Annotated in this window: 24 protein-coding genes; 11 read left to right on the top strand and 13 right to left on the bottom strand. The window is 73.5% G+C overall.

The features are described 5' to 3' along the window. Positions 1–369 precede the first annotated feature (369 nt). A complete protein-coding gene (locus ACIP5M_RS05090) occupies positions 370–1,584 on the top strand; it encodes a S8 family serine peptidase (protein ID WP_401192045.1) in 1,215 nt (404 codons plus the stop codon). 98 nt (positions 1,585–1,682) lie between these two features. Here ACIP5M_RS05090 and ACIP5M_RS05095 read toward each other — a convergent pair whose 3' ends face one another. The 4 genes from ACIP5M_RS05095 to ACIP5M_RS05110 form a co-directional block, all read right to left on the bottom strand. After that, positions 1,683–2,405 (bottom strand): intradiol ring-cleavage dioxygenase, encoded by a 723-nt coding sequence (locus ACIP5M_RS05095; protein ID WP_401192047.1) that lies wholly within the window; start codon positions 2,403–2,405, stop codon positions 1,683–1,685. Positions 2,406–2,626: 221 nt separating this feature from the next. Further along, a complete protein-coding gene (locus tag ACIP5M_RS05100) occupies positions 2,627–3,160 on the bottom strand; it encodes a hypothetical protein (protein WP_401192049.1) in 534 nt (177 codons plus the stop codon). A 116-nt stretch (positions 3,161–3,276) separates the two neighbouring features. Further along, a complete protein-coding gene (locus ACIP5M_RS05105) occupies positions 3,277–4,074 on the bottom strand; it encodes a VOC family protein (RefSeq protein ID WP_401192052.1) in 798 nt (265 codons plus the stop codon). Positions 4,075–4,109: 35 nt separating this feature from the next. Further along, positions 4,110–4,421, bottom strand: a complete 312-nt coding sequence (locus tag ACIP5M_RS05110) for an isoamylase early set domain-containing protein (protein ID WP_401192054.1) — start codon at positions 4,419–4,421, stop codon at positions 4,110–4,112. 193 nt (positions 4,422–4,614) lie between these two features. On the opposite strand from ACIP5M_RS05110, the gene ACIP5M_RS05115 reads away from it, so the two are divergent. Genes ACIP5M_RS05115 through ACIP5M_RS05135 form a run of 5 tightly spaced genes read left to right on the top strand, consistent with a single transcriptional unit; the run spans position 4,615 to position 9,117 of the window. After that, positions 4,615–5,922, top strand: coding sequence for a cytochrome P450 (locus ACIP5M_RS05115; protein WP_401192057.1), 1,308 nt, complete (start codon positions 4,615–4,617; stop codon positions 5,920–5,922). A gap of 47 nt (positions 5,923–5,969) precedes the next feature. Next, positions 5,970–6,551, top strand: a complete 582-nt coding sequence (locus tag ACIP5M_RS05120; RefSeq protein ID WP_401192059.1) for a hypothetical protein — start codon at positions 5,970–5,972, stop codon at positions 6,549–6,551. 31 nt (positions 6,552–6,582) lie between these two features. Next, on the top strand, positions 6,583–7,236 hold the full coding sequence (locus ACIP5M_RS05125) for a DNA polymerase ligase N-terminal domain-containing protein (RefSeq protein WP_401192061.1): 654 nt from the start codon (positions 6,583–6,585) through the stop codon (positions 7,234–7,236). Further along, a complete protein-coding gene (gene ligD / locus ACIP5M_RS05130) occupies positions 7,233–8,156 on the top strand; it encodes a non-homologous end-joining DNA ligase (RefSeq protein ID WP_401192064.1) in 924 nt (307 codons plus the stop codon). Before ACIP5M_RS05125 ends, ligD begins: the two co-directional genes overlap by 4 nt. A gap of 55 nt (positions 8,157–8,211) precedes the next feature. Further along, on the top strand, positions 8,212–9,117 hold the full coding sequence (locus tag ACIP5M_RS05135) for a Rieske 2Fe-2S domain-containing protein (protein WP_401192066.1): 906 nt from the start codon (positions 8,212–8,214) through the stop codon (positions 9,115–9,117). A 22-nt stretch (positions 9,118–9,139) separates the two neighbouring features. Here the strand turns inward: ACIP5M_RS05135 and ACIP5M_RS05140 are convergent, their stop codons facing one another. Both ACIP5M_RS05140 and katG read right to left on the bottom strand, forming a co-directional pair. After that, positions 9,140–9,868 (bottom strand): DUF72 domain-containing protein, encoded by a 729-nt coding sequence (locus tag ACIP5M_RS05140; RefSeq protein ID WP_401192069.1) that lies wholly within the window; start codon positions 9,866–9,868, stop codon positions 9,140–9,142. Between the two features lie 142 nt (positions 9,869–10,010). After that, positions 10,011–12,200: a catalase/peroxidase HPI gene (gene katG, locus ACIP5M_RS05145; protein ID WP_401192070.1), complete on the bottom strand. Its 2,190-nt coding sequence runs from the start codon at positions 12,198–12,200 to the stop codon at positions 10,011–10,013. 224 nt (positions 12,201–12,424) lie between these two features. Between katG and ACIP5M_RS05150 the strand changes: the two genes are divergently transcribed. Together ACIP5M_RS05150 and ACIP5M_RS05155 are read left to right on the top strand one after the other, a co-directional pair. Beyond that, positions 12,425–13,753, top strand: a complete 1,329-nt coding sequence (locus ACIP5M_RS05150; protein ID WP_401193505.1) for a molybdopterin-dependent oxidoreductase — start codon at positions 12,425–12,427, stop codon at positions 13,751–13,753. Positions 13,754–13,758: 5 nt separating this feature from the next. Next, complete coding sequence (locus tag ACIP5M_RS05155) at positions 13,759–14,202, top strand: hypothetical protein (RefSeq protein WP_401193508.1); 444 nt, start codon at positions 13,759–13,761, stop codon at positions 14,200–14,202. Here the strand turns inward: ACIP5M_RS05155 and ACIP5M_RS05160 are convergent. From ACIP5M_RS05160 to ACIP5M_RS05175, 4 genes are all read right to left on the bottom strand, one after another. Next, the gene (locus ACIP5M_RS05160) at positions 14,138–15,595 is read right to left on the bottom strand and encodes a glycosyltransferase 87 family protein (RefSeq protein WP_401192072.1); all 1,458 of its coding nucleotides are present in this window, start codon (positions 15,593–15,595) and stop codon (positions 14,138–14,140) included. The genes ACIP5M_RS05155 and ACIP5M_RS05160 overlap by 65 nt on opposite strands. Before the next feature lie 119 nt (positions 15,596–15,714). After that, positions 15,715–16,371, bottom strand: coding sequence for a class I SAM-dependent methyltransferase (locus tag ACIP5M_RS05165; protein ID WP_401192074.1), 657 nt, complete (start codon positions 16,369–16,371; stop codon positions 15,715–15,717). Beyond that, positions 16,368–16,988: a DUF2064 domain-containing protein gene (locus tag ACIP5M_RS05170; RefSeq protein WP_401192077.1), complete on the bottom strand. Its 621-nt coding sequence runs from the start codon at positions 16,986–16,988 to the stop codon at positions 16,368–16,370. The genes ACIP5M_RS05165 and ACIP5M_RS05170 overlap by 4 nt, the downstream gene beginning before the upstream one ends. Continuing rightward, entirely contained in the window at positions 16,985–17,713 is a 729-nt protein-coding gene (locus ACIP5M_RS05175) for a glycosyltransferase family 2 protein (RefSeq protein ID WP_401192079.1), read from the bottom strand. Before ACIP5M_RS05175 ends, ACIP5M_RS05170 begins: the two co-directional genes overlap by 4 nt. A gap of 114 nt (positions 17,714–17,827) precedes the next feature. Here ACIP5M_RS05175 and ACIP5M_RS05180 point away from each other — a divergent pair, with 114 nt between their 5' ends. Together ACIP5M_RS05180 and ACIP5M_RS05185 are read left to right on the top strand one after the other, a co-directional pair. After that, positions 17,828–18,652, top strand: coding sequence for a response regulator transcription factor (locus ACIP5M_RS05180; protein ID WP_401192081.1), 825 nt, complete (start codon positions 17,828–17,830; stop codon positions 18,650–18,652). Then, the gene (locus ACIP5M_RS05185) at positions 18,649–19,773 is read left to right on the top strand and encodes a sensor histidine kinase (RefSeq protein WP_401192084.1); all 1,125 of its coding nucleotides are present in this window, start codon (positions 18,649–18,651) and stop codon (positions 19,771–19,773) included. Before ACIP5M_RS05180 ends, ACIP5M_RS05185 begins: the two co-directional genes overlap by 4 nt. Before the next feature lie 31 nt (positions 19,774–19,804). Here the strand turns inward: ACIP5M_RS05185 and ACIP5M_RS05190 are convergent, their stop codons facing one another. From ACIP5M_RS05190 to ACIP5M_RS05200, 3 genes are all read right to left on the bottom strand, one after another. Then, positions 19,805–20,836 (bottom strand): NAD-dependent epimerase/dehydratase family protein, encoded by a 1,032-nt coding sequence (locus ACIP5M_RS05190; RefSeq protein ID WP_401192086.1) that lies wholly within the window; start codon positions 20,834–20,836, stop codon positions 19,805–19,807. 79 nt (positions 20,837–20,915) lie between these two features. Further along, positions 20,916–21,377 (bottom strand): SRPBCC family protein, encoded by a 462-nt coding sequence (locus tag ACIP5M_RS05195; RefSeq protein WP_401192089.1) that lies wholly within the window; start codon positions 21,375–21,377, stop codon positions 20,916–20,918. A 52-nt stretch (positions 21,378–21,429) separates the two neighbouring features. After that, positions 21,430–22,047 carry a class I SAM-dependent methyltransferase gene (locus ACIP5M_RS05200; RefSeq protein ID WP_401192091.1) on the bottom strand — a complete coding sequence of 206 codons (618 nt, stop codon included), beginning with the start codon at positions 22,045–22,047 and terminating at the stop codon, positions 21,430–21,432. A 361-nt stretch (positions 22,048–22,408) separates the two neighbouring features. Here ACIP5M_RS05200 and ACIP5M_RS05205 point away from each other — a divergent pair, with 361 nt between their 5' ends. Next, the gene (locus tag ACIP5M_RS05205) at positions 22,409–23,821 is read left to right on the top strand and encodes a family 2B encapsulin nanocompartment shell protein (protein WP_401192093.1); all 1,413 of its coding nucleotides are present in this window, start codon (positions 22,409–22,411) and stop codon (positions 23,819–23,821) included. The last annotated feature ends 38 nt before the right edge of the window (positions 23,822–23,859 follow it).

The following is a 23,859-nucleotide window of genomic DNA, read 5'->3' on the forward strand; positions in this document are numbered from 1 at the left end:
CCGGACGTCCTCACGCAAACCCCCCGTCGCGTACGCATCTCCCGCACCTCGTGAACCCCTGTCCCGCCGCGCTCGTGGGAGCCGGCCGGCGAACGGGCGCTGCTCAGGCGTTCGTTCACGCATGTTCGCGAATGCACCGTGAAGTGTCGTGTATGTGTGGGCGGTTCGAAGAGTGTGGTCATTCCGAGGGGCCCCCGGGGAGGTCTCTTTCAGAAACCTTGTTGAAGAACGGTCGGGCGCCGGGCGGCCTTGAATCAACTCCGCCAATCGGTCAGGGTTTCGAAGGTCGCTCCGGAGATCTTTCGGCTCCGGAGGGGCGGCGCAACACGCTTTGACGCCCCACACGTCAACACGAGGAGCACTCTCTTCATGTCAACTCACAAGCACGCACGCACCCGTTCGCGAGGCTTCCGTGTCCTTGCAGTAGCCACGGGAGTCGCCACTGCAACCGGTGTCTGCATGCTGTTGTCCCCCCTGGCCGGAGCCGACACTCCGGCCGAGGGAACGGTGTACGGGCTCGGCGCACCCGGAGCGCTGAGCGGCAGCTACATCGTCATCCTCGACAAGGAAGCGGACCGGCAGGCGCTCGCCAAGAAGTACGGCGGCGAGCTGAAGCGCACCTACACGTCCGCCGTCAACGGCTTCTCGGCGGCGGGGCTTTCGGAGACCGGCGCCAAGCGCCTCGCCGCCGACCCGGCCGTCCGCAAGGTCGTCCAGAACAAGAAGTTCTCCATCAACCGCACCCAGGAAAACCCCCCTTCGTGGGGCCTCGACCGCATCGACCAGACGGCGACCGCAGCAGACAAGAAGTACACCTACCCCGACGCGGGAGGGGAGGGCGTCACGGCCTACGTCATCGACACCGGCGTGCGGATCAGCCACAAGGACTTCGGCGGCCGGGCCGCGCACGGCTTCGACGCCGTGGACAACGACGAGACCGCCGACGACGGCAACGGGCACGGTACGCACGTCGCCGGGACCATCGCGGGCACCTCCCACGGGGTGGCCAAGCAGGCCAAGATCGTTGCCGTCCGGGTGCTCGACGACAACGGGTCGGGCACCACCGAGCAGGTGGTGGCCGGCATCGACTGGGTGACGAAGCATCACACCGGCCCCTCGGTGGCCAACATGAGCCTCGGCGGCGGCGCCGACGAGGCGCTCGACGAGGCGGTGCGCCGGTCGATAGCCGCCGGTGTCACCTTCGCCGTCGCGGCCGGCAACGAATCCTCCGATGCGGGTCAGGGCTCTCCCTCCCGGGTCACCGAGGCCATCACCGTGGCTTCCAGTGCGGCCGACGACTCCCAGTCCTCCTTCTCCAACTTCGGCTCGGTCGTGGACCTCTACGCCCCGGGCTCGGAGATCACCTCCGACTGGAACGACAGCGACAGCGGTACGAAGACCATCTCCGGCACCTCGATGGCGACCCCGCACGTGGTGGGAGCGGCCGCCCTCTACCTCGCCGGACACAAGGACGCCTCGCCCGCGCAGGTCGCGCAGGCCCTGACCGCGGCGGCGACCCCGGGCAAGATCACCAACCCGAGCAGCGGCACCCCGAACAAGCTGCTGAAGGTCTCCGCGCAGTAGGCACCGCCGCCCGTGAACGCGCCGGGGCCGTCGCACCTGAGGGGGTTGCGGCGGCCCCGGCGTTCGGCGCACCGGGGCACGCGGCGGATGGCGCGGACTCAGGCGAGTCCCACGGTGTAGGCGGCGCGGTAGCCGCCGCCGTCGGGGACGGGGGCCAGTGTCATCGCGGCGCCGGAGGCCCGGTAGCGGTCGTCGCGGGCGTTGGGGTGCTCGGGTGCGCGGCGCCGGTCGTACGGCGGGCGGGCGTACACCGTCAGCAGGAGGTCCTCGGGGAAGAAGAGCTGCGAGGTCGTTTCCCTCCGGCTGTCCGGGCGCACCTTGAAGTGGATGTGCGGGGCCAGCCCCGCGTACCAGCCGGGCACGACGGTCCGGAACGCGCAGCGGCCGGCCCCGTCGGTGACCTGCGTACCGCGCAGGAAGGCGGCGCCGCCGGTGGAGTAGGTGCCCGAGGCGTCGGCGTGCCACACGTCGACGGCCGCGCCCGCGACCGGCCGGCAGCCCGAACCGGCCCGTACCACCGTCAGGTCCAGCCGGAACGGCACACCGTCCCGGTCTTCCCTGATGTCGGACCGGACCCGGTCCAGGCCGAGGTAGTACGGCCCGGCCCCCGCTTCGACGGTGAGGACGCAGGAGGGGGTGCTGCCGCCGGGTGACGGTGACGCGGACGGCGCTGCCGGGGACGCCGGAGCCGACGGCTCCCGTGCCGCACCTCCGGTGCCCGCCGGTCCGGAGCAGGCCGCCGTGAGGGCCGCGACCCCGGCCGATCCGGCGGCCAGCAGGAGCGCCCGGCGGCTGGTCGGGGAACTGCCGTTCTCGGTCATGCGAACCTCTCCCGCGCGCTGCGCGACCGTCGCACGCGACGGCCTCCGACCGCGCCCACCGTGCCGGACCAGAGGCGTCCCGGCCACCACCGACACGCCGCAACGGAGCGGCGGACCCGGAAACGGCGGCAATCCCCGCCCCCGTCGGCCGGAAACGGCGGCGCCCCCGCTCCCGTCGGCCGGGAGAGGGGGCGCCACCGCAAACGCGATGAGGGGAGGCGTCAGAGCACGTTCTTCGACGCGCTCGCGACGACGCATTCCTTGTACTCGCTGCCGTCGCCCTTGCCGGTGTACGGGGTCGTGGCCTCGGTCTGCTGGGACGCACCCGCCTTGACCGTGAGACCGCTGACCCTGGCCTGGACCTGGGTCGCGCTGGAGGTGGCGTCCCCGCGGAACTTCATGGTGATGTTGTACTTGTAGTCCACCGAGCCGCTGTTGGTGACGGTGAGCCTGGCGACCAGGTTCTTGCCCGAGTCGTCCAGCTTGCACGTGTCGATCTTGATGTCGCGCTCGGCCTTGTTGTTGCTGCTGCTGCCGCCGGGGACGGACGTACCGCCCGAGCTGCCACTGCTGGTGCTGCCACCGGTGGTGCTGCTGTCGCTGTTGTGGCTGCCGCCCGTGGTACCCCCGCTGGAGCCCGATCCGGAACTGTGGCTGCCGCCGCCGCAGCTGGCGCCGTGGGAACCACGGGCTCCGGTGAGTGCGAAGACGGCGATACCGAAGACGGCGACCGCGCGGACATGGCGAAGCTTCACGTCAAACCCCGTTGAAATGTCTGGAAGTGAGAGCGCCCAACTTGACGGGCGCACGTCACCCTAACAGCGGATGAGGAGCGTTCGATTCACCCCGAGCGCCATGAACGCCGGTCCGGTCACGCCGAACCGGGCGGAATGACCGCGTTGAGGGTGAACAGCCCCCCGTCCGGGTCGCGGAGGGCCACCCAGTGCTCGGTGCCGTTCGAGGTGATGCCCGAGACGGGGCGCCCGCCGAGCGACGTGGCCACCTCGATCGCCGGTTCCAGTGCGGGCACGCGGAAATGGACGCGCCAGCGGGGCCGGGTGTGCGAGGCGTGGGCGGCCGTCTCGACGGGGCCGCTGCCCAGCCGGGCGACGGGGTCCTCGCCCTGCCGCAGGACCACCTCGTCGTTCTCGTAGGAGACCTCGCAGCACCCCGCCCGGCCGCTGGCCCATTCCAGCACCCCGCCGTAGAAGATCGCGGCGTCGAACGCGTTCCTGGTACGCAACTCCAGCCAGGCGGGGGCCTGACCCTTGCCCACCCGCCAGTCGGCGGAGACCGGCCCTTCCCAGATCCCGAACGCCGCGCCGTCGGGGTCGGCGACGAGGGCACCGCGGCCGCCGGCGGCGAACGAGAGCGGGCCGACGGCGATCGTGCCGCTGCGCTCGCGGATGCGGCCGACCGCCACATCGGCGTCCTCGACGGCGAAGTACACCGTCCACGCGACCGCCACCCCCAGATCCCCGGCCAGCGCACCGATGCCCGCGACCGGGACACCCTCCGCCCTCGCCACGGTGAACGCCTCCCCGAGTCGGCCGGGCGTGAACTCCCAGCCCAGCACGGCCGCGTAGAACTGCTGCGCCGTCTGGAGGTCCCTGACCAGCAGGCTGACCCAGCACGGCGCGCCGAAGACGTCCCGCGTCGAAATCGCCAAAGGTCGTGCTCCGCTCTCTGGGACGGCGCTCTACATCAGGTGTGGAGGCGGCTGTTCACGCCGTCCTGGCTGTCGGCGCTGTCGTCGTTGAACCAGTAGTCGCCGGCCGCCAGGTAGCGGAAGGCGTGCGTGCTCTCGCCGGGCAGGGCCACGGTCACCGCCCTGCTGCCGTCCTTCCTGCTCCGCAGTTCGTGGGCGCCGGGCTGCCAGTCGTTGAAGTCACCGACCACGCTGACCGGACCGGGCGGGGTATCGGCCGGAAGGACGAAGGTGATCTCGGTACGGTCCTCGCGTCGCTCGCGTTCCAGCACGGAAGCCTCCAGTCGGTGGTGCAGGTCGGGGCCCATCCTGGTGCCCGGTCCTGTCCGCGCCGCGGCGGCGCGGCGGCGGAACACCCGACAGAGTGCGAGCGGCACCCTTACGCACCAGGGCCGCACCGGCGCCGCCTCCCCGGAACCGAGCGGCTCAAGGATGCGGCTGAAAGGGGGCCGCCCGGCCCCCGGAGGAATGCCGCGCGGCGGCAACGGGCAGGCGCCCCCCATGCTTCCAGTGATCGACAGCACCCTTCCGCTGCTGGCCCAGGGCTACGCATGGCTCCCCGACCTGCGCCGACGGCGCGGCGGTGACACCGTCGTGCGTACGCGCTACGCCGGCCGCCGCGCCGTGGCGCTGCACGGCCCCGAGGCGGTCGCGTTCTTCTACGACGAGCGTCACGTGCTCCGGCACGGCGCGCTTCCCGCGCCCGTCCTGGACACGCTGTTCGGCCGGGGCGCCGTGCACACCCTCGACGGGGACGTCCACCGCGTCCGCAAGGACATGTTCGTGTCCCTGCTCATGGCGGACCAGGGCATCGAAGCCCTGCTCAGCCGGGTACGGGAGCACTGGGGCCGGGCCGTCGAGAGCTGGCCGGGGCGCGAGGTGGTCCTCTTCGACGAGACGGCCCGTGTGCTGGCCCGGGCGGTCTGCGACTGGACCGGGGTGCCCGTGTCCGAGGCGCAGGCCCATGAGCTCGCCGCCGACTGCCTGGCCATGGTCGACGGCTTCGCGACCGCCGGCCCCCGCCACTGGAAGGCCCGCGGCGCCCGGCGCCGCCAGGAGCGGCGGCTGGCCCGCACCGTCGAGGAGGAGCGCGGGGGAGTGGCCCACCTGGGCGCGGCCGCCCACCCCGGCGACACCGCCGGGGCCCGCAGCGTGCTGGAGACGGTGAGCCGGCACCGGGACGCCGACGGGAGGCTGCTCGACGCCCGCACCGCGGCCGTCGAACTGCTCAACGTCATCCGCCCGACCGTCGCCATCGCCTGGTTCGCCGTGTTCGCCGCGCACGCCCTCCACCGCGACCCCGGGCAGCGGGCCGCCCTCCGCGCGGACCCGGGCCCCTACGCCCGCGCCTTCGCCCATGAAGTGCGGCGCTTCTACCCCTTCGTTCCGTTCGTCGGAGGGCTCGCCGCACGGGACGTGGACTTCGGTGACGAAACGATCCGGGCGGGAAGCCTTGTGCTCCTCGACGTCTACGGGCACCACCACGACCCCGCGCTCTGGCCCGACCCCTACCGTTTTGACCCACGGCGCTTCCTCGGCCGCGAGCCCGGGGCCGGCGACCTCATCCCGCAGGGCGGCGGCGACGCGCGGACGGGGCACCGGTGTCCCGGCGAGGACATCACGGTCACGGTGCTGGCCGAGCTCGCCACCGCGCTGGCAGAGCTGGACTTCGACGTCCCGGAGCAGGACCTCGGCATCCCGATCCACCGCATCCCCACCCGCCCGCGCAGCGGTTTCGCCGTGTCGTTCCCGGCCCGCACGGCCGCCGGCGCGGCGGCGGGCGCGCGTGGGGCGGCCGGTCGGGGGTAGGCGCAGAAGACCGCCGCATCCGGGCGCCCGACCACGGAGGTGAGGCCATGCGCACGCCATCGGCACACGATGCCCGGCACGAGGCCCAGCGCCTGCTCGGCATCTACCTCAACGACCACCTGGCGGGCGCCTACGCCGGCGTCGAGCTCCTGAAACGGGCGGCGAAGAGCCACCGGGGCAGCCCCATCGGCCACCAGCTGGAACGCCTGGCGCGGGAGGCCGGAGAGGACCGCGAATCCCTGAAGGAGATCATGCGGACCCTGGACGTGCCCGAACGCCGCTCCCGGGCCGCCCTGGGCCGGCTGGCGGAGAAGGCGGGACGCCTCAAGCTCAACGGACACCTCTTCTCCCGTTCCCCGCTCAGCGACGTCCTCGAAATGGAGGCCCTGCGGCTGGGCGTCCAGGGCAAGCGGTCCGGCTGGCTCACCCTGCGCGCCCTCGCCGAGACGGACGACCGCATCGACACCGCGCGGCTCGCGCGGCTCCTGGAACGGGCGGAGGAACAGGCCGAGACGCTCGAGGAACTGCGTACCCGGTGCGCCGTACGGGCCCTCGGGCCCGGCGGGGAGGGCCGCTCGGGCCGCGCCCGCCGCGCCAGGGGCCATGCGCTGCCCCGCGGCGCCTTCTGAAGGCGCTGAAGGCCATCTGAAAGAGGAGGGCATGGAACCGACCGCACCGGCTCACCCGCTGGCCGAATACCACCGCCGGCGCGACTTCTCCCGGACGGCCGAGCCGAAAGGCGACGACGACCGCGCCGGGGCCGAGGGCCGTCCGGTGTTCGTCGTACAGATCCACGACGCCACCGCCATGCACTTCGACTTCCGGCTGGAGGTCGACGGGGTGCTGAAGTCGTGGGCGGTCCCCAAGGGCCCGTCCGACGACCCGCACGACCGGCGCCTGGCGATGCCCACCGAGGACCATCCGCTGGCGTACCGGGACTTCGAGGGCGTCATCGGCGAGGGCACCTACGGCGCCGGCACCGTCATCGTCTGGGACGAGGGCACCTACCGCAATCTCACGACCGACCGCACGGGACACGAAACCCCCTTCGCCGAGGCGCTGGAGCGCGGCCACGCCTCGTTCTGGCTGAACGGCCGCAAACTGCACGGCGGCTACTCGCTCACCCGCATCCGCACGCCCCGCGACGACGCCGGCGCGCGCGAGGCCTGGCTGCTCGTCAAACACGCCGACGCACGCGCCGGCAGCAGCGGCACCCCCGACCCGCGCCGGGCCCGCTCGGCCCGCAGCGGGCACACCCTCGGGCAGGTCGCGGCCGAGGCCGCCTCCCCGGCCGGGCGGACCGGATCCCGATGACCCCGAAGAAGAACGTCCGGATCGGCGGGCGGTCCCTCGACATCAGCCGGCCGGACAAGGTGCTGTTCCCCGAGGACGGCATCACCAAGGCCGATCTGGTCGGCTACTACCGCCTGGTCGCCCCGCGGATGCTGCCCCACCTGCGGGGCCGGCCGCTGATGCTGGAACGCCACCCCGACGGCGTACAGGACCCGGGGTTCATGCAGAAGGACGTTCCGGAGCACTTCCCCGACTGGGTGGCCCGGGCCGAACTCCCCAAGGAGAACGGCACGGTCACCCACGCGCTGTGCGAGAACGCCTCCACCCTCGCCTACCTGGCCGGACAGGCCTGCATCACACCGCACCGCTGGCTGTCCAGGGCGGACCGGCCCGACCACCCGGACCGGCTGGTGTTCGACCTCGACCCGCCGGGCGAGGACTTCGAGGCCGTACGCGAGGCCGCCGGCCGGACGCGTGACCTGCTGGACGAACTCGGACTGCCCTCCCTCCTCATGGCCACCGGCTCCCGCGGGCTGCACGTCGTGGTGGCGCTCGACCGCCGCGCGCCGTTCGACGAGGTCAGGGCCTTCGCCCGGGACGCCGCCGGGGTGCTGGCCGCCCGCCATCCGGACCGGCTCACCACCGAGGCCAGGAAGAACGCCCGCCGGGGCCGCCTGTACCTGGACGTCCAGCGCAACGGATACGCCCAGACCGCCGTGGCCCCGTACGCGGTGCGCGCCCGGCCGGGAGCCCCGATCGCCGCCCCGCTGCGGTGGACCGACCTGGACGACCCGGACCTGACCGCACGGCGCTGGACGCTCACCACCGCCGGCGGCCTGCTCCAGGACGACCCGTGGCACGACGCGCCCCGCGGCCGCTCCCTGCACGCGGCCGGCCGGCGCCTCGCCGCGCTGAGGGCCGCAGAGGGGGCGAGGCGGTGAAAACGCACATACGCCCCTCGGCCACGGGTAGGCGCGGCCCATGGACACACTCCGCTTGGATCGTGCCGTGGGCGGCACCGGGCCCGGGCCCCTGCTGGGGGCCGTGGAACGCCTGGAGCAGGCGTCGTTCCCCGACCCCCTGATCCGCGTCGTCCGCCGGGCCGTGCGCGCCGTACCGCTGGGACCCGTCCGCGACGTCCTGCACGGCCGGCCCCTGGGACATCCGGCCCATCCCCTGCTCGTACAGGTTCCGCTCGGGACCTGGCTCTCCGCGGCGGTCCTGGACCTGCTGCCCGGCCAGCGCCGCGCCGCCCACGTCCTGGTCGGGACCGGGCTGGCCGCGGCGGCGCCCGCCGCGGCGGCGGGCTGGGCCGACTGGGCGGAGCTCCCACCCGAACAGGCCCGCACCGGACTCGTCCACGCCCTGGCCAACAGCGCGGGAGTGCTGCTCTACGCGGGTTCCTTCATCGCCCGGACGCGGGGCCGCGCCGGGCGCGGCAAGGCGCTGGCCCTGGCCGGTCTGGCCGCCGTGGGCGCCGGCGGGGCGCTGGGCGGGCACCTCGCCTACCGGCAGGCGGCCGGGGCCAACCACGCCGAACAGGTGACGCACCTCGTGGGCGAGGGCTGGCACCGCGTGGGGCCGTTGTCCGACTTCCCCGTGGGCCGGGCGGTCCGCGCCGTCGTGGACGGTGTCGACGTGGTCGTCGTACGCGAGAGCGGTGGCCCCGTCCGCGTCCTGGCCGACCGCTGCGCCCACATGGCCGGGCCGCTGTCGGAAGGGGAGCTCGTCGACGGCTGCGTCCGGTGCCCGTGGCACGGCAGCCTGTTCCGCCTCTCGGACGGCTGGAACGTCGAGGGCCCGGCCACCGCTCCCCAGCCCGCCTTCGACACGCGCATCACCGACGGACACGTCGAAGCGCGGCTGCGCCACTCCCACCAGCCCCGCTCGTCGGCGCGGTGACCCCCCGGCGGCGCCGTGACGCTCACCGCCCGCCCACGAGACGCCGGAAGGCCCTGGCGTCGACGACGGCGGCCCCGCCCGGGTCGTTGTTGAAGTAGACGAACACGTCGGCCTCGGCGGGCCAGGCCTCGCCGACGCGTCCCGCCCAGGTCTTCAAGGCCGTCCGGCCGTACCGCGGGGCGGGCGCGGCCCGGCCTTCGTGGAAGCGCACGTAACCCCAGTCGGCGGTCCGCCACAGCGGCGTCACGGGACGGGAGCCCCGGTCCGCCCAGCAGAGGGCGGCCCCGCGCCCCTCCAGCACCGCCCGCACCTCGGGGATCCACCAGGAGGCGTGGCGCGGTTCGACGGCCACCCGGGTCCCCTGCGGGAAGCAGGCGAGGCAGGCGTCCAGCGCCTCCGGATCCACGCGCAGGGTCGGCGGCAGTTGGAGCAGCACCGGCCCCAGCCGGTCGCCCAGCGCGCCGCTGTGCTCCATGAGGCGGCGGACCGGCTCTTCCGGCTCGCGCAGGCGTTTGATGTGGGTCAGGAAGCGGCTGGCCTTCACCGCCATGACGAAACCGCCGGGAGTCCGGTCCCGCCAGGCCGCGAACGTCTCCGGGCTCGGCAGCCGGTAGAACGCGTTGTTGCTCTCCACCGTGAGGAACTGCTGCGCGTACTCCTCCAGCCAGAGCCGCTGGGGCAGTCCTTCCGGGTAGAAGACCCCCCGCCAGTCCCGGTACTGCCAGCCGGACGTGCCCACGAGTACGGGCATGACGCGGTCACCTGCCTTCGGACGGGATGCGACCAATCCCGCGGTGTGCGGCTACCCGCGTGCCGGCCGGGCATGTGCCCGGACCCGCACGCGAGGGCGCCCCCGGCCGGCCGCGAGGAGCGGCGGACCGGGGGCGCCGGGTTCAGACGAGGTCGAACCGGTCGAGGTTCATCACCTTGTCCCACGCGGCCACGAAGTCACGCACGAACTTCGCTCCCGCGTCCTCGGCCGCGTACACCTCCGAGACGGCTCGCAGCTGGGAATGCGAGCCGAAGATGAGGTCGACGGCGGTGGCGGTCCACTTGACCTCGTTCGTCGTGCGGTCCCGGCCTTCGAACACGTTCTCGGTCGAGGTCGACGCCTTCCACTCCGTGCCCATGTCGAGCAGGTTGACGAAGAAGTCGGTGGTCAACGCCTCCGGCCGGTGGGTGAAGACGCCGTGCGCGGACGACTTGAAACCGGTGTTCAGGGCGCGCATCCCGCCGACCAGGACCGTCATCTCCGGGGCGGTCAGCGTCAGCAGGTTGGCCCGGTCCAGGAGGAGGGTCTCCGGCGACAACTTCTCACCCGCCCGGAGGTAGTTGCGAAACCCGTCCGCCCTCGGTTCGAGCACGGAGAACGACTCCACATCGGTCTGCTCCTGCGAGGCGTCCGTGCGCCCGGGTGCGAACGGGACCGTGATGTCGTGGCCGGCGTTCTTCGCGGCCCGCTCGACGGCCGCGCACCCGCCCAGGACGATCAGGTCGGCGAGCGAAATCTTCGTTCCGCCGGCCTGTGAGCCGTTGAAGTCCCTTTGGACCCCCTCCAGCGTCCGCAGCACCTCGGCCACCTCGGGCAGGTCGTTGACCTCCCAGTCTTTCTGCGGTGCGAGCCGGATCCGTGCCCCGTTGGCCCCGCCGCGCTTGTCGGTGCCGCGGAAGCTCGCCGCCGCCGCCCAGGCGGTGGTGACCAGCTGGGAGACGGACAGTCCGGAGTCGAGGATCCGGCCCTTGAGGGCCGCGATGTCCTCGTCGGAGACCAGGGGGTGATCGACCGCGGGGACGGGGTCCTGCCACAGCTGCGGCTCGGGGATCCACGGGCCGAGGTAGCGCGAGAGGGGTCCCATGTCGCGGTGCAACAGCTTGTACCACGCCTTGGCGAAGGCCTCCGCGAGCTGGTCGGGGTTCTCGTGGAATCTCTTCGAGATCGGCCCGTAGACCGGATCCAGCTTCAGCGAGAGGTCCGTGGTCAGCATCATGGGAGCGTGCCGCTTCGACGGATCGTGGGCATCGGGCACCGTGTTCGCGGCCGACGGATCCGTGGGGGTCCACTGGTGCGCACCGGCGGGGCTCGTGGTCAGCTCCCAGTCGTACCGGAACAGGTTGTCCAGGTACCCGTTGTCCCACTTCGTCGGCTCGTTGGTCCACGCGCCCTCGAGCCCACTGGTGAGCGTGTCGGCGCCCTTGCCGGTGCCGTACGTGTTGGCCCAGCCCAGGCCCTGCTGTTCGAGGGGACAGGCCTCGGGTTCCGGGCCGATGTAGGAGGGGTCGACCGCACCGTGGCACTTGCCGAAGGTATGGCCGCCGATGATGAGCGCGACCGTCTCCTCGTCGTTCATCGCCATGCGCCCGAACGTCTCGCGAATGTCCCGGGCGGCGGCCAGCGGATCCGGATTGCCGTTGGGCCCCTCCGGATTGACGTAGATGAGGCCCATCTGCACGGCGCCGAAAGGACCGGTGAGTTCCCGGTCGCCGCTGTAACGCTCGTCTCCGAGCCAGGTGTCCTCGGGTCCCCAGAAGATTTCCTCGGGTTCCCAGATGTCCTCTCGCCCGAATCCGAACCCGAACGTTTTGAACCCCATGGATTCCATGGCGCAGTTGCCGGCGAAAACCAGAAGATCGGCCCATGAGATTTTCCGGCCGTACTTCTGCTTGACCGGCCAGAGCAAACGGCGGGCCTTGTCGAGGCTCGCATTGTCGGGCCAGCTGTTGAGGGGGGCGAAGCGCTGAGCGCCGGAGCCGCCACCGCCCCGTCCGTCGGCGATGCGGTAGGTGCCCGCGGCGTGCCAGCTCATGCGGATGAAGAGCGGCCCGTAGTGGCCGTAGTCGGCGGGCCACCAGTCCTGGGACGTCGTCATCACCTCGAACAGGTCCCGCTTCAGGGCGTCGACGTCGAGGTTCGTGAACTCGTCCGCGTAGATGAAGTCCTCGCCCATCGGGTTGGACCGGGACGAGTGCTGGTGGAGCACCTGCAGGTCCAGCTGGTTCGGCCACCAGTCGCGGTTCGTCCGGGGACGAGTCGGCGTGGTGGTCGGGGAGGGGATTGCCGGGTTCTCGCTTTCGCTGCCGGACACGTCGTCCTTCTTCCTGTTTCGGTGTTTCTGGCGGCCGGCGAGGCCGTTTCTCACGCTCGACGCCGATGATGGTGCCTGTGTCGGCGTCCGTATGGTCGCGCACCGCAGACCGCTGCGCCACGAGAACACGCAGAGGCGTCCCCGGGTAACAAGAACCCAATACGACTCGGAAAAAGGTGCCCTTTTCCGATCATCATTCAATGGAGTGTGAACCTGTGACCCCGATGCCACCGTCGCCCCGGAAAGCCGGGCCGCCCGGGCCTCCGCCGCCTCCCTCGCCCCCGGCGCCCGCGACGCCCCCGCCCGGTCCGGCGCGTCCCGAGTTCTGGCGCAGTCCGCTGCGGGGACCGTGGCTGACCGCCGTGTTCGGCCTGCTCCTGCTGTTCGGCGTGACGGTCCTGTTCGCGACCGGGCTGCTGTCGTACGCCGCGTACAACCCGGATCTCGCGCCGGTCAACGACCAGACGCCCGGCAAGGGGTGGCTCGGCTTCTACCTCTTCTCCTGGCCGACCTCGCCGTACTGGCTCTACCGGCTCACCCAGGGCGTGCACGTCGTCCTCGGCGTGGTGCTCGTGCCCGTGCTCCTCGCCAAGCTCTGGTCCGTCATCCCCAAGCTGTTCGCATGGCCGCCCGTACGGTCGCCCGGCCAGGGCATCGAGCGCCTGTCCCTGCTGCTCCTGGTCGGCGGGGCGGGCTTCGAGTTCGCCACCGGCATCCTCAACATCCAGCTGCACTACGTCTTCCCGGGCTCCTTCTACACCCTGCACTTCTACGGGGCCTGGGTGTTCATCGGCGCGTTCGTGGTGCACGTGTCCCTCCGGCTGCCGCGCGCGATCCGCGCCGTACGCGCCGGCCACGCCGCGCAGCCCGCCGCCGGCAGCGAGGAGGCGGCCGGGCTGGTCTCGCCGCGGCCCGCGCAGCCGACCCTCTCCCGCCGGGGCGCCGTCGGCCTGGTCGGCCTGGGGTCGCTGGCGCTGTTCGCGGTGACGGCCGGGCAGAGCGTGGGCGGCCGGTGGCGCCGGACCGCGCTGCTCGCCCCGCACGGCGGCCGGGACCCGGGGGCCGGCCCCAACGGCTTCCAGATCAACAAGACCGCCGGATCGGTCGGCATCCGCCCGAGCGACACCGGCCCCGCCTGGCGGCTGACCGTACGCGGCGCGGGGCGCCAGGCCGTCCTCACCCGCGAGCAGCTGCTGGCCATGCCCCAGCACGAGGCGGCCCTGCCCATCGCCTGCGTGGAGGGCTGGTCCACGCCGGACCAGCTGTGGAGCGGAGTACGGCTCACCGACCTCGCCGCCCTCGTGGGACTGGGCGGGCCCGACGGGGACGTTCCGCACGTCCTGGTGGAATCCGTCCAGCGGGGCGGCCCGTTCGGCTCCGCCGCCCTGCGCGACAACCAGGTACGCGACCGTCGTGCCCTGCTCGCCGTACGCGTCAACGGCGCCGTCCTGTCCCCCGACCACGGCTACCCGGCCCGCGTCATCGTCCCCGGCGCTCCGGGCGTCCTCAACACCAAGTGGGTCACCCGCCTCACCTTCGGAGAGCCGGCATGACGGGCATGAGCCGGCTGCGCCGATGGTACGGAGCCTCCGCGCTCCACCTGCTCCTCCTGCTCGCCTCCTTCGCCCTGGCCGGCTACGCGGGTGTGCGCCTGCTGACGGGGAACACCCTCGGCGTGGTCCTGTGGTTCGTCGGCGCGGCCGTGCTCCACGACCTGGTCCTGCTGCCGCTCTACGCGGTGGCCGACCGCGCCGTGCAACGCCTGGTCCCGGGCAGCCCGAGCATCAACCACGTGCGCGTTCCGGCCTTCCTCTCGGGTCTGCTGCTCCTGGTCTGGTGGCCGCTGATCCTGCGCCGGGTCGGCCACTACACGGCGGCCACCGGCCTGCCGGCGGACGTGTTCCTCGGGCGCTGGCTGCTCGTCACGGCATGCCTGTTCATCGCCTCGGCGGCCGTCCTGCTGCTGCGGACGTGCCTCGGGCCGAGGCCGACGCCCCCGTGAGGGAGGGGCGGTCCGGCCCGCGCCACCGCCGGACCGCCGAGGCCAGGAGGACCAGGAGGACGGCGGCGCCGTAGGCGGTCGCGGTCAGCGCCGCCCGGAAGCCGAAGACCGGGCCGAGGACGTAGACGGCCGCCCCGGCGAGGGCGACGCCCAGCCACTCCGGGCGCCCGTCCAGGGCCGCGAGGGCGATCAGCAGCAGGGCGTACCAGGAGTAGCCGGGGGTGAGGAGGGCGAAGGCCCAGCCGGTGACCAGGAGGGCGCCGCTCCAGGGGCGTTGCGGGTTGCCGCGCCACATCACGTGGAGGGACACGCCCGCCATGGCGGCGACGAGCACGGGGACCGCCCAGCTGTCGGGCAGGAGGAGCCGGAGCAGGGCGTAGCGGGAGCCGGCGGAGGGGTCGTCGTATCCCTCCTCGTCCACGTAGCCGCCGAGGTAGCCGAAGACGGAGCCGTGCGAGAGGAGGACGTAGGGGAGGTAGCCGAGCAGGGTGAACGCCGCCGCCGGGACCAGGAGGGCGGCCGCGTCGCGCCACCGGCGCACCCCGGACAGCGCGCCGGGCACGACGACGGCGGGTACGAGCTTGGTGGCGATGGCGGCGCCCAGGGCCAGGCCCCCGGCCACCCGGCGGCCGGGCCCGCGCGCCGCGACCAGTCCGAGGCCGGTGACGGCGAGCAGTGCCCCCAGCGCGTCCACGTGCGCGTTGTTCACCGCCTCGATCGGTACGGCGGGACACCATGCCCAGCAAGCGGCCCTGCGCGGGTCCAGGCCGCGGCGGCGCAGGATCAGCAGGAGCGCGCCGGTCACGCCGAGGGAGATCAGGCCGGCTCCGACCTGGAGCGGCTTGTGCCGGGCTCCCTGCGGGGAGAGCCTGTCGACGGCCAGGAAGTACGCCTCGGCGACGGGCGGGTAGATGGTGTGCACGGCGGGCCGGTTGATCCGTGTGCAGTGCGCGACGGGGCCGTCGCCGGGGATGCGGGCCAGATCCGGCCCCGCGCAGGCGGCGCCCGTCGGGAACAGCCAGGGGTCGCGCAGGCGGGCCGGCTCCGGGTCCTGAGGGGCGTGGTCGTACGGGGAGAGGCCGGCCGACTGGACGCGGCCGTCCCAGGCGTAGCGATAGGAGTCGGTGCTGGTCCGGGGCGGCGCCACCAGCCCGGTCGCCGTCACGGCGACCGCCCCCGCCAGGAGCAGGGGGACGACGTGGGCGGCCGGGATCCGGCGCAGCGCCGCCGGCAAGAGGGCGAACAGCGCCCAGCAGGCCGCGTACCAGCGGAACAGCCCGGCGGGGTCGGTGGAGTGACCCTCGTACCGGAGGGTGAGGACGAGGACGGCGGTGAGGGCGGCCAGGCCCGTGGCGGCCAGGCCCGTGGCGGTGCGAGCGGTGGGCGGGTTCACGTCCGCAGCGTTCCAGGAACGGGCTCCGGAAGGCGGCCCGCGCTCCCGCATGTCCCCGTTCCGTAAGGTGTTCCACCCGCCCGCTCGAGAGCCTCGGGTGTGTCGGGGCGCATGCCGCGTCAGCGCCGCAGGGCCACGAAGCTGCGGCCCGCGGACCGCCACGTCCCGGACCGGGTCCAGCCCGCGCCCGCGGCTTCGCCGCAGAGCGCGCGGGTGCCGAGGCGGGCCCACCGGAAGGGCGCTCCGCGGCCGCCGCGGCCGTCGGCGACGTGGACCTCGTCGCGTTCGTCGAGGTCGGCGGTGGCCACCTCGGCCAGCAGGAACCCTGTCGGCGAGGCGAGTTCGGCGGCGCGGCGCAGCAGGGCGGCCGGGTCGCCCCCGATGCCGATGTTGCCGTCGATGAGCAGGACCGTGCCCCAGCGGCCTTCGCCGGGCAGTGGATCGAAGACCGACCGGCACAGCGCGCTGCCGCCGGCGCGCCTGGTACGGGCCACCGCCTCCGGGGTGACGTCGACCCCCAGTGCCCGGTGCCCGCGTGCGGCGAGGGCCGCGACCAGGCGGCCGGGGCCGCAGCCGATGTCCAGGACGGGCCCGGTGCAGCGGGCCAGGACCGTGGCGTCGGCCGCGTCGGGGCCGGCGCACCAGCGTTCCACGTCCAGCGGCAGCAGCCGGCCGTCCGAGCGCCGCAGGTAGAGCGGGCCCCGGCCGGCGCGCAGCGCGTCGGTGTACGGGTCGGCCCGCCAGGCCAGGCCGGGCTCGGTGAGCTGGGCGGTCACGGTGTCACCGCGCGGAGGCCGGCGTGCAGGGCGGCGAAGCGGGTGCCGGGTACGGCGGCCGCGACCCGCGCCGCGTCGGCGGGGGTGTCCACGTCGCACAGCTCGGGCAGGTCCCGTACGGCCCGCCCGGAGGCGGTCAGCCGTCCGCGCTGCACCTCACCCGTGGCCGGCAGGGACATGGGGACGCCGAGGAGCAGGGCGGGGTCGGGTTCGGCCAGGCCGAGCGCCCAGAAGCCGCCGTCGTCGGCGGGGCCGAACCAGGCGTCGGTCTCCCCGAAGTCGAGACCCCGGGCGAGGAGTTCCGGGGTGACCTGGGGGGTGTCCATACCGATCAGCAGGGCCGGTCCGTCGCTCTGCGCGAAGGCCGCGGCCAGCCGGACGTCGAGCCCGCCCGCGCACTGCGGGACGACCTCGATGCCCCGGGGCAGCCAGGGCCCCGGCTGCCCGTCGAGGACCAGGACCCGCCGCCGGGCCGGGGTGGCGAGCACGGCGTCGAGGGTGTCCTGCAGCGCGGCGCCGGCCAGAGCGGCGGCCTGCTCGGGGGTGAAGTACGGGGTGAGGCGGGTCTTGACCCGGCCTGCGAGCGGGGCCTTGGCGATGACGAGGAGGGTGCTCATGCGCGGACCCCGCCGGCCGGCGCCGACCGGACGCCCGGAGGCGGCTCGGCGAGCACCCGGCGCATGTCCCGTACGGCCTGCCAGGTGCCCCGCCAGGTGCCGGTGACCTTGGACCTCCCGGAACGGGGCAGGTACGGGACGTCCGTCTCGGCGACCCGCCAGCCGGCGTCGGCGGCCCGGACGACCATCTGCAGCGGGTAGCCGCTGCGCCGGTCGGTGAGCCCCAGGCCGAGCAGCGCCTCACGGTGCGCGACCCGCATCGGTCCCAGGTCGTGCAGCCGCAGCCCGGTGCGGCGGCGCAGCATCCGCGCCAGCGCGAGGTTCCCGGCGCGGGCGTGCGCGGGCCAGGCGCCGCGCCCCTGCGGGCGGCGCCGGCCGAGCAGCAGGTCGGCCTCACCGGCCGCGACGCGCGCGGCCATGGGGGCGAGCAGCCCGGGATCCAGGGAGGCGTCGCAGTCGCAGAAGCAGACCAGGTCGGCGTGCGCGGCGAGGAGACCCGCGTGGCAGGCCGCACCGAAACCGCGCCGGCTCTCGTGCACGACGGTGGCACCGAGGCTCCGGGCGATCTCCGCCGAGCCGTCGGTCGACCCGTTGTCGACGACGATGGCCCGCCACCCGGCCGGCACGCGCGCCAGCACCCAGGGGAGCGCCCGCGCCTCGTCGAGGCACGGCAGTACGAGGTCCGCGCGGAGCGGAGTACGAGGAGAGGGAGTCACCCTCGACACCGTAGGAACCGCGAGCCGGGATGAGGGGCTTGCAGACCTTACGAAACGCGGACGGCATCCCGGACGAGGGGGTGCCCGGTACCCGCGGGCCCGGACGGGTGACAGCCTGGACCCATGGCAGTGAGCACAGCGGAGAGCGCGAACGAGGAACGGCGTGCCGACGGCACCGGGGAGGCCGGCGCGGCGGGCGGCGTCCTGGTCGTGGACGACGATCCGACCGTCTCGGAGGTCGTGGCCGGGTACCTGGAGCGGGCCGGTTTCGCCGTGCGGCGGGCGGCCGACGGCCCGGCCGCCCTGCGCGCCGCCGAGGAGCGGCGCCCCGACCTGATGGTCCTCGACCTGATGCTCCCCGGCATGGACGGCCTGGAGGTCTGCCGCCGGCTGCGGGCACGGGAGGACGGCGCCCCGCCCGTCCCGGTGATCATGCTCACCGCGCGCGGGGACGAGGACGACCGGATCCTCGGCCTGGAGGTGGGCGCGGACGACTACGTCACCAAGCCCTTCAGCCCGCGCGAACTCGTCCTGCGGGTGCAGTCGGTGCTGCGCCGGGCGACCGCCGCCTCGCCGCCGGGCGACCCGGCCGCCGCCGGGCCGCGCCTCGCCGCGGCCGGCCTGGCCCTGGATCCGGCGGCCCGCCGGGTCCACAAGGACGGCCGCGAACTCGCCCTGACCCTGCGGGAGTTCGACCTCCTCGCCTACTTCCTGCGGCACCCCGGCCAGGTCTGCGACCGGGAGCGGCTGCTGCGTGAGGTGTGGGGCTGGGACTTCGGCGACCTCTCCACGGTCACCGTCCACGTCCGGCGGCTGCGCGGAAAGGTCGAGGACGATCCGGCGAACCCGCAACTGATCCGGACCGTGTGGGGCGCCGGATACCGCTTCGAAGCGGCCCCCGGCGCAGGGGCCGCCCCCGCCGTCCGGACCGGCGGAGGACAGCCGTGAACGACCTCCTGCTGATCGCCCTCTACGCCCTCCTCGGAGCCGGCGCCGCCGGGCTGCTGGGGGCCGTGGCGCTGCGGGTACTGCGCCGGCGCAGCGTCGCCGTCTCCCTCGCCATCGTCGCCGCCGTCGCCGTGTCCGCGATGCTCGCCGGGACGCTGACGGTGGCCTGGGCCATGTTCCTGTCCTCCCACGACCTGGCCGTGGTGACCCTGGTCGTCGCGATGGCCGCAGCCGTTTCGATGGCCACCGCACTGCTGCTGGGCCGCCAGGTCGTACGGCGCTGCCGGGAACTGGCGAGCGCGGCCCGCACCTTCGGGGAGGAGGGCACCTTCACGGCGCCGCTCCTGCCCGCCCCCGCCGAACTGACGGCCCTGAGCCGCGAGCTGGCCCTCACCGGCGAACGGCTGGCCGCCTCCCGTGAACGCGAGCGGGCCCTGGAGAGCTCCCGGCGGGAGCTCGTGGCCTGGATCTCGCACGATCTGCGCACCCCGCTGGCCGGGCTGCGCGCCATGTCGGAGGCGCTGGAGGACGGCATGGCCGCCGACCCCGCCCGCTACCACCGGCAGATGCGCACCGAGGTCGACCGGCTGAACTCCATGGTCGGCGACCTCTTCGAGCTCTCCCGCATCCACGCGGGCGCGCTGTCCCTCAGCCCCACCCGGATGTCCCTCTACGACCTGGTGGGCGACGCCCTGGCCGGCACCGACGCCCTCGCCCGGGAACACGGGGTCCGGCTGGCCGGGGAGGACGTCGCACCGCTCCCGGTGGAGGTGGACGGCAAGGAGATGACCCGGGTGCTCTCCAACCTCCTGGTCAACGCCATCCGCCACACCCCGGCCGACGGGACGGTCGCCATCGCCGCCGAGCGCCGGGCGGACTCGGTGGTGCTCTCCGTCACCGACGCGTGCGGAGGCATCCCCGAGGAGGACCTCCCGCGCGTCTTCGACACGGGCTGGCGCGGCACCCCGGCCCGCACCCCTCCCTCGGGCGCGGGCCTCGGCCTGGCCATCGTCCGGGGCATCGTCGAGGCCCACGCGGGTCACGCCCACGTCCGCAACGTCTCCGGCGGCTGCCGCTTCGAAGTGACCCTCCCGGCGGCTGCGGTCCAGACCGCGTCCTGAAGGACGAGCCCGGCCTGATCCGTACACAGCCCTAAGGGCGCCGGACGAGTTCCGTCTTCTCGCGGGCGCGGGATCCGGCCCCGGCGGCCAGCTCGGCCATGCCCACGGCGAAGGGCACCGCCGGGAGCCAGCCCAGTTCGCGGCGCAGCCGCGCCGAGTCGGCGGTGATGTGCCGGACGTCGCCCAGCCGGTACTCGCCGGTGACGACGGGGGCCGGGCCCGCGCACGCGGCCGCCAGCGCCCGGGCCATGTCGCCGACGGTCCGGGGATCGCCGCTGCCCACGTTGTACGCCGTGAAGCCCGGCGGCGCCTGCGCCAGTGCCTCCAGCGCCACCGCGTTGGCCCCGGCCACGTCCCGCACGTGTACGAAGTCCCGGCGCTGACCGCCGTCCTCGAAGACCCGCGGCGCCTCACCCCGCGCGAGGCAGGAACGGAACAGCGCGGCCACCCCCGCGTACGGGGTGTCGCGGGGCATCCCCGGCCCGTAGACGTTGTGGTAGCGCAGCGAGACGGCGCGCCCGCCGGTGGCCCGCGCCCACGAGGCCGCCAGGTGTTCCTGGGCGAGCTTGGTGGTGGCGTAGACGTTCCTCGGGTCCATCGGCGCGTCCTCGGTGACGAGCCCGGGGGAGAGGCCGGCGCCGCAGGACGGGCAGCGCGGCTCGAACCGGCCCGCCGCCAGATCGGCCTCCTCGCGCGGCCCGGGCCGGACCACGCCGTGCGCGGCGCACTCGTAGCGCCCCTCGCCGTAGACGACCATCGACCCGGCGAGCAGGAGGTGCCGTACGCCCGCCTCCGCCATCTGGGCCAGTAGCACCGCGGTGCCCAGGTCGTTGGCCGACACGTAGCCGGGCGCGTCCCCGAAGTCCTTGCCCAGGCCGACCTTGGCCGCCTGGTGGCAGACCGCCTCCACGCCCGCGAGCGCCTCCCGCACGGCCCCGGGATCCCGTACGTCCCGCCCGTCCTCGGCCAGGTCGAAGACCACCGGGTCGTGCCCGCGTGCGGTCAGCTCGGCGACGACGTGCGAGCCGATGAAGCCCGCTCCTCCAGTCACAAGTACGCGCATGGTCCGACGCTATGCCGCGTGCGGCCCGGCGACGCGATCGCCGGGCCGCACGTCACGGATCGGTAAGAACCGACGGCCGTCACCCCGCGGCGGCGGGCCCCCGCTCCAGCAGTGCCTTGAGCCGCGCGAGGTCCTTGCGCTGGGCCCGCCGCATGGCGGCTGTCAGCACGCGCGCGCCGACGGAGGCGAAGCCGCTGGGCTCGCCGCGATTGCGCAGGGTCATGCGGGTGTGGTTCCCGGCCTCCCCGTGCGGCTCCCAGGTGTAGGAGGTCTCCATGGGGAAGGGGCCCTCGCCGGTCCGCATCACCAGGCGGCGCCCGGGCTCGTAGGCGGTGATCTCGTACGTGTAGGAGAGCCGCCGGCCGAGGAAGCGGGCGGTGAACGCCATCCGCGAGCCGACCGTGGCGGGCGCCGGGGTCCGCCACTCGACCGACACGATGTTCTCGTACCACTCGGGTGCGTGCGAGGGGTCGGCCGCGTAGGCGGCGACCCGCTCGCACGGGGCGGCGATCACGATCTCGGTCAGGACGTCGACCTTCATGGGTGGCCTCGGAAGGTGAAGGAGAGGTCCGACCGGACGACGTGGTCGCCGGTCAGCGGGACACCGCGATGCCGAGGGAGTCGGCGGCCAGGAACTTCGGGGCGCCCTTCTCGTAGAAGACGTCCAGCTCGGCGAGGGTGAACCCGGCGGCGGTGAGCAGGTCGACGATCGGCCGGGTGAGGTGGCATCCGGCGAAGAGGCGCTGCTGCAACGGGTCGAGGCGGCGTTGCCAGCGGCGCACCCGCTCCTCCGGGGCCAGACCGTGCTCCACGAAGTGGAAGGCCGCGCCGGGCTTGAGGACCCGCCGCACCTCCCGCAGGGCGGTACCGGCATCCGGGATGGTGCAGAGCGTCCACGTCGACAGGGCGGCGTCGAAACTCGCGTCCGCGAACGGCAGCGACTGGCCGTCCAGCCCCGAGCGCTCGACCGGGACGGTGCTCGCGCTCAGGCGCTTGGCGGCCAGCTTCCAGCCCACGCCCGAGGGATCGACGGCGGCCACCCGCGTGACGGCCGCCGGGTAGTAGGGGACGTTGTGCCCGGAGCCGAACCCGATCTCCAGGACCTCACCCGCCAGCCCCCGGCAGACCCGGCGCCGCAGGTCCTTGGCCTCGCCCATGGCGCAGGCGACGTTGATGATCCGCGGGACGATGTGCTCGGCGTAGAACCCCATGGCAGCCTCCGGCCCTCACGACGAGTCTGGCACCGTGCCGGGGGCGCTGCGACTCGCGGACCCCTGTGGTGCGGCCGTCCGGGGCGGCTGTGGGTGTGTCGTGCGTGTCGGCCGTGCGGGCGTGGTGGGCGCGGTGCTGTTGACCTGGCCGAATGTGGCCGATTGCCCCGGTAAACGCCACGCCGGACAAGATCACTGCATTGAGGTAATGGCAGGGGCTTTTTGAGGTCTATGGGCGTTGGAGGCCATTAGTGTTCCCCGGGATCTTGATGGATCCGCGGATGTCCTCCCCCTTTTCCCTCTTTCACCCGGTGAAGCACACCCCTGCCCATCACCGCCCTGACGAAGGAGCGCTCGCCCGATGACCGTTGACACCAGCCCGGAAGCTCAGCTGGAGCCGCCGCAGCAGTCCAGCCTCAGCACGGCGGCTGCCCGCAACCTTGCCAGCACGACCAAGTCCGCCCCGCAGATGCAGGAGATCACCTCCCGGTGGCTGCTGCGGATGCTCCCCTGGGTGGAGACCAAGGGCGGCACCTACCGGGTGAACCGCCGGCTGAGCTACACCGTCGGTGACGGACGGATCGAGTTCATCCAGGACGGCGGCGACGTCCGGGTGATCCCCCGCGAGCTCGGTGAAATGGCCCTGCTGCGAGGGTTCGACGACGAGGAGGTGCTGACCGCGCTCGCCGGCCGGTGCGTCCAGCGCGACTTCCGGGCCGGCGAGGTGCTGGTCGAGCGCGGTACCCCGGCCGACCAGATCCACCTGATCGCCCACGGCCGGATCAGCCAGACCTCCGTCGGCAAGTACGGCGACGCGGTCGCCGTCGCCGTACTCGCCGACGGAGAGCAGTTCGGCGAGAACGCCCTCCTGGACGCCGACGCCACGTGGGACTACACCGCCACCGCCGAGACCCCCGGCACCCTGCTCACCCTGTCCCGCGCCGAGTTCGCCGCCGTGATGTCCACTGCGCCGAGCCTCCAGGCCCACATCCAGCGGTTCAGCTCGCTTCCCCACCAGCGGCAGAACAAGCACGGCGAGGCCGAGATCGCGATGTCGGCCGGCCACACGGGCGAGGCCGAACTGCCCGGTGCCTTCGTCGACTACGAGCTCAAGCCCCGCGAGTACGAGCTCTCCATCGCGCAGACCGTGCTGCGGATCCACACGAGGGTCGCCGACCTCTACAACGGCCCGCACAACCAGACCGAGGAACAGCTCCGGCTCACCATCGAGGCCCTGCGCGAGCGCCAGGAACACGAACTGGTCAACAACCGGGAGTTCGGCCTGCTGCCGAACGCCGCCTTCAAGCAGCGGATCCAGACCCACTCCGGCCCGCCCACCCCCGACGACCTCGACGAGCTGCTCTGCCGCCGCCGCGGCACCAAGCTCTTCCTCGCCCACCCCCGGACGATCGCCGCGATCGGGCGGGAGCTGAACGCCCGCGGGCTCTACCCGGACCACGTCGACGTCGGCGGACAGCAGGTCCCGGCCTGGCGCGGGGTCCCGATCCTGCCCTGCAACAAGATCCCGATCTCCAAGGACAACACCAGCTCGGTCATCGCCATGCGAACCGGCGAGGACAACCAGGGCGTGATCGGTCTGCGCCAGACAGGTCTGCCGGAGGAGTACGAACCCGGCCTGTCGGTGCGCTTCATGGGCATCAACGAACAGGCGATCATCTCCTACCTGGTCACCACCTACTACTCCGCCGCGATCCTGGTGCCCGACGCGCTCGGCGTGCTGGAGAACGTACAGATCGCCCGCAGGCGCGACTGACCGCCCCACCGCCCTATCGCCCCGACGGCCCCGACAGC

The organism is Streptomyces sp. NPDC088762 (assembly GCF_044750905.1).
Classification (GTDB): Bacteria; Actinomycetota; Actinomycetes; order Streptomycetales; family Streptomycetaceae; genus Streptomyces.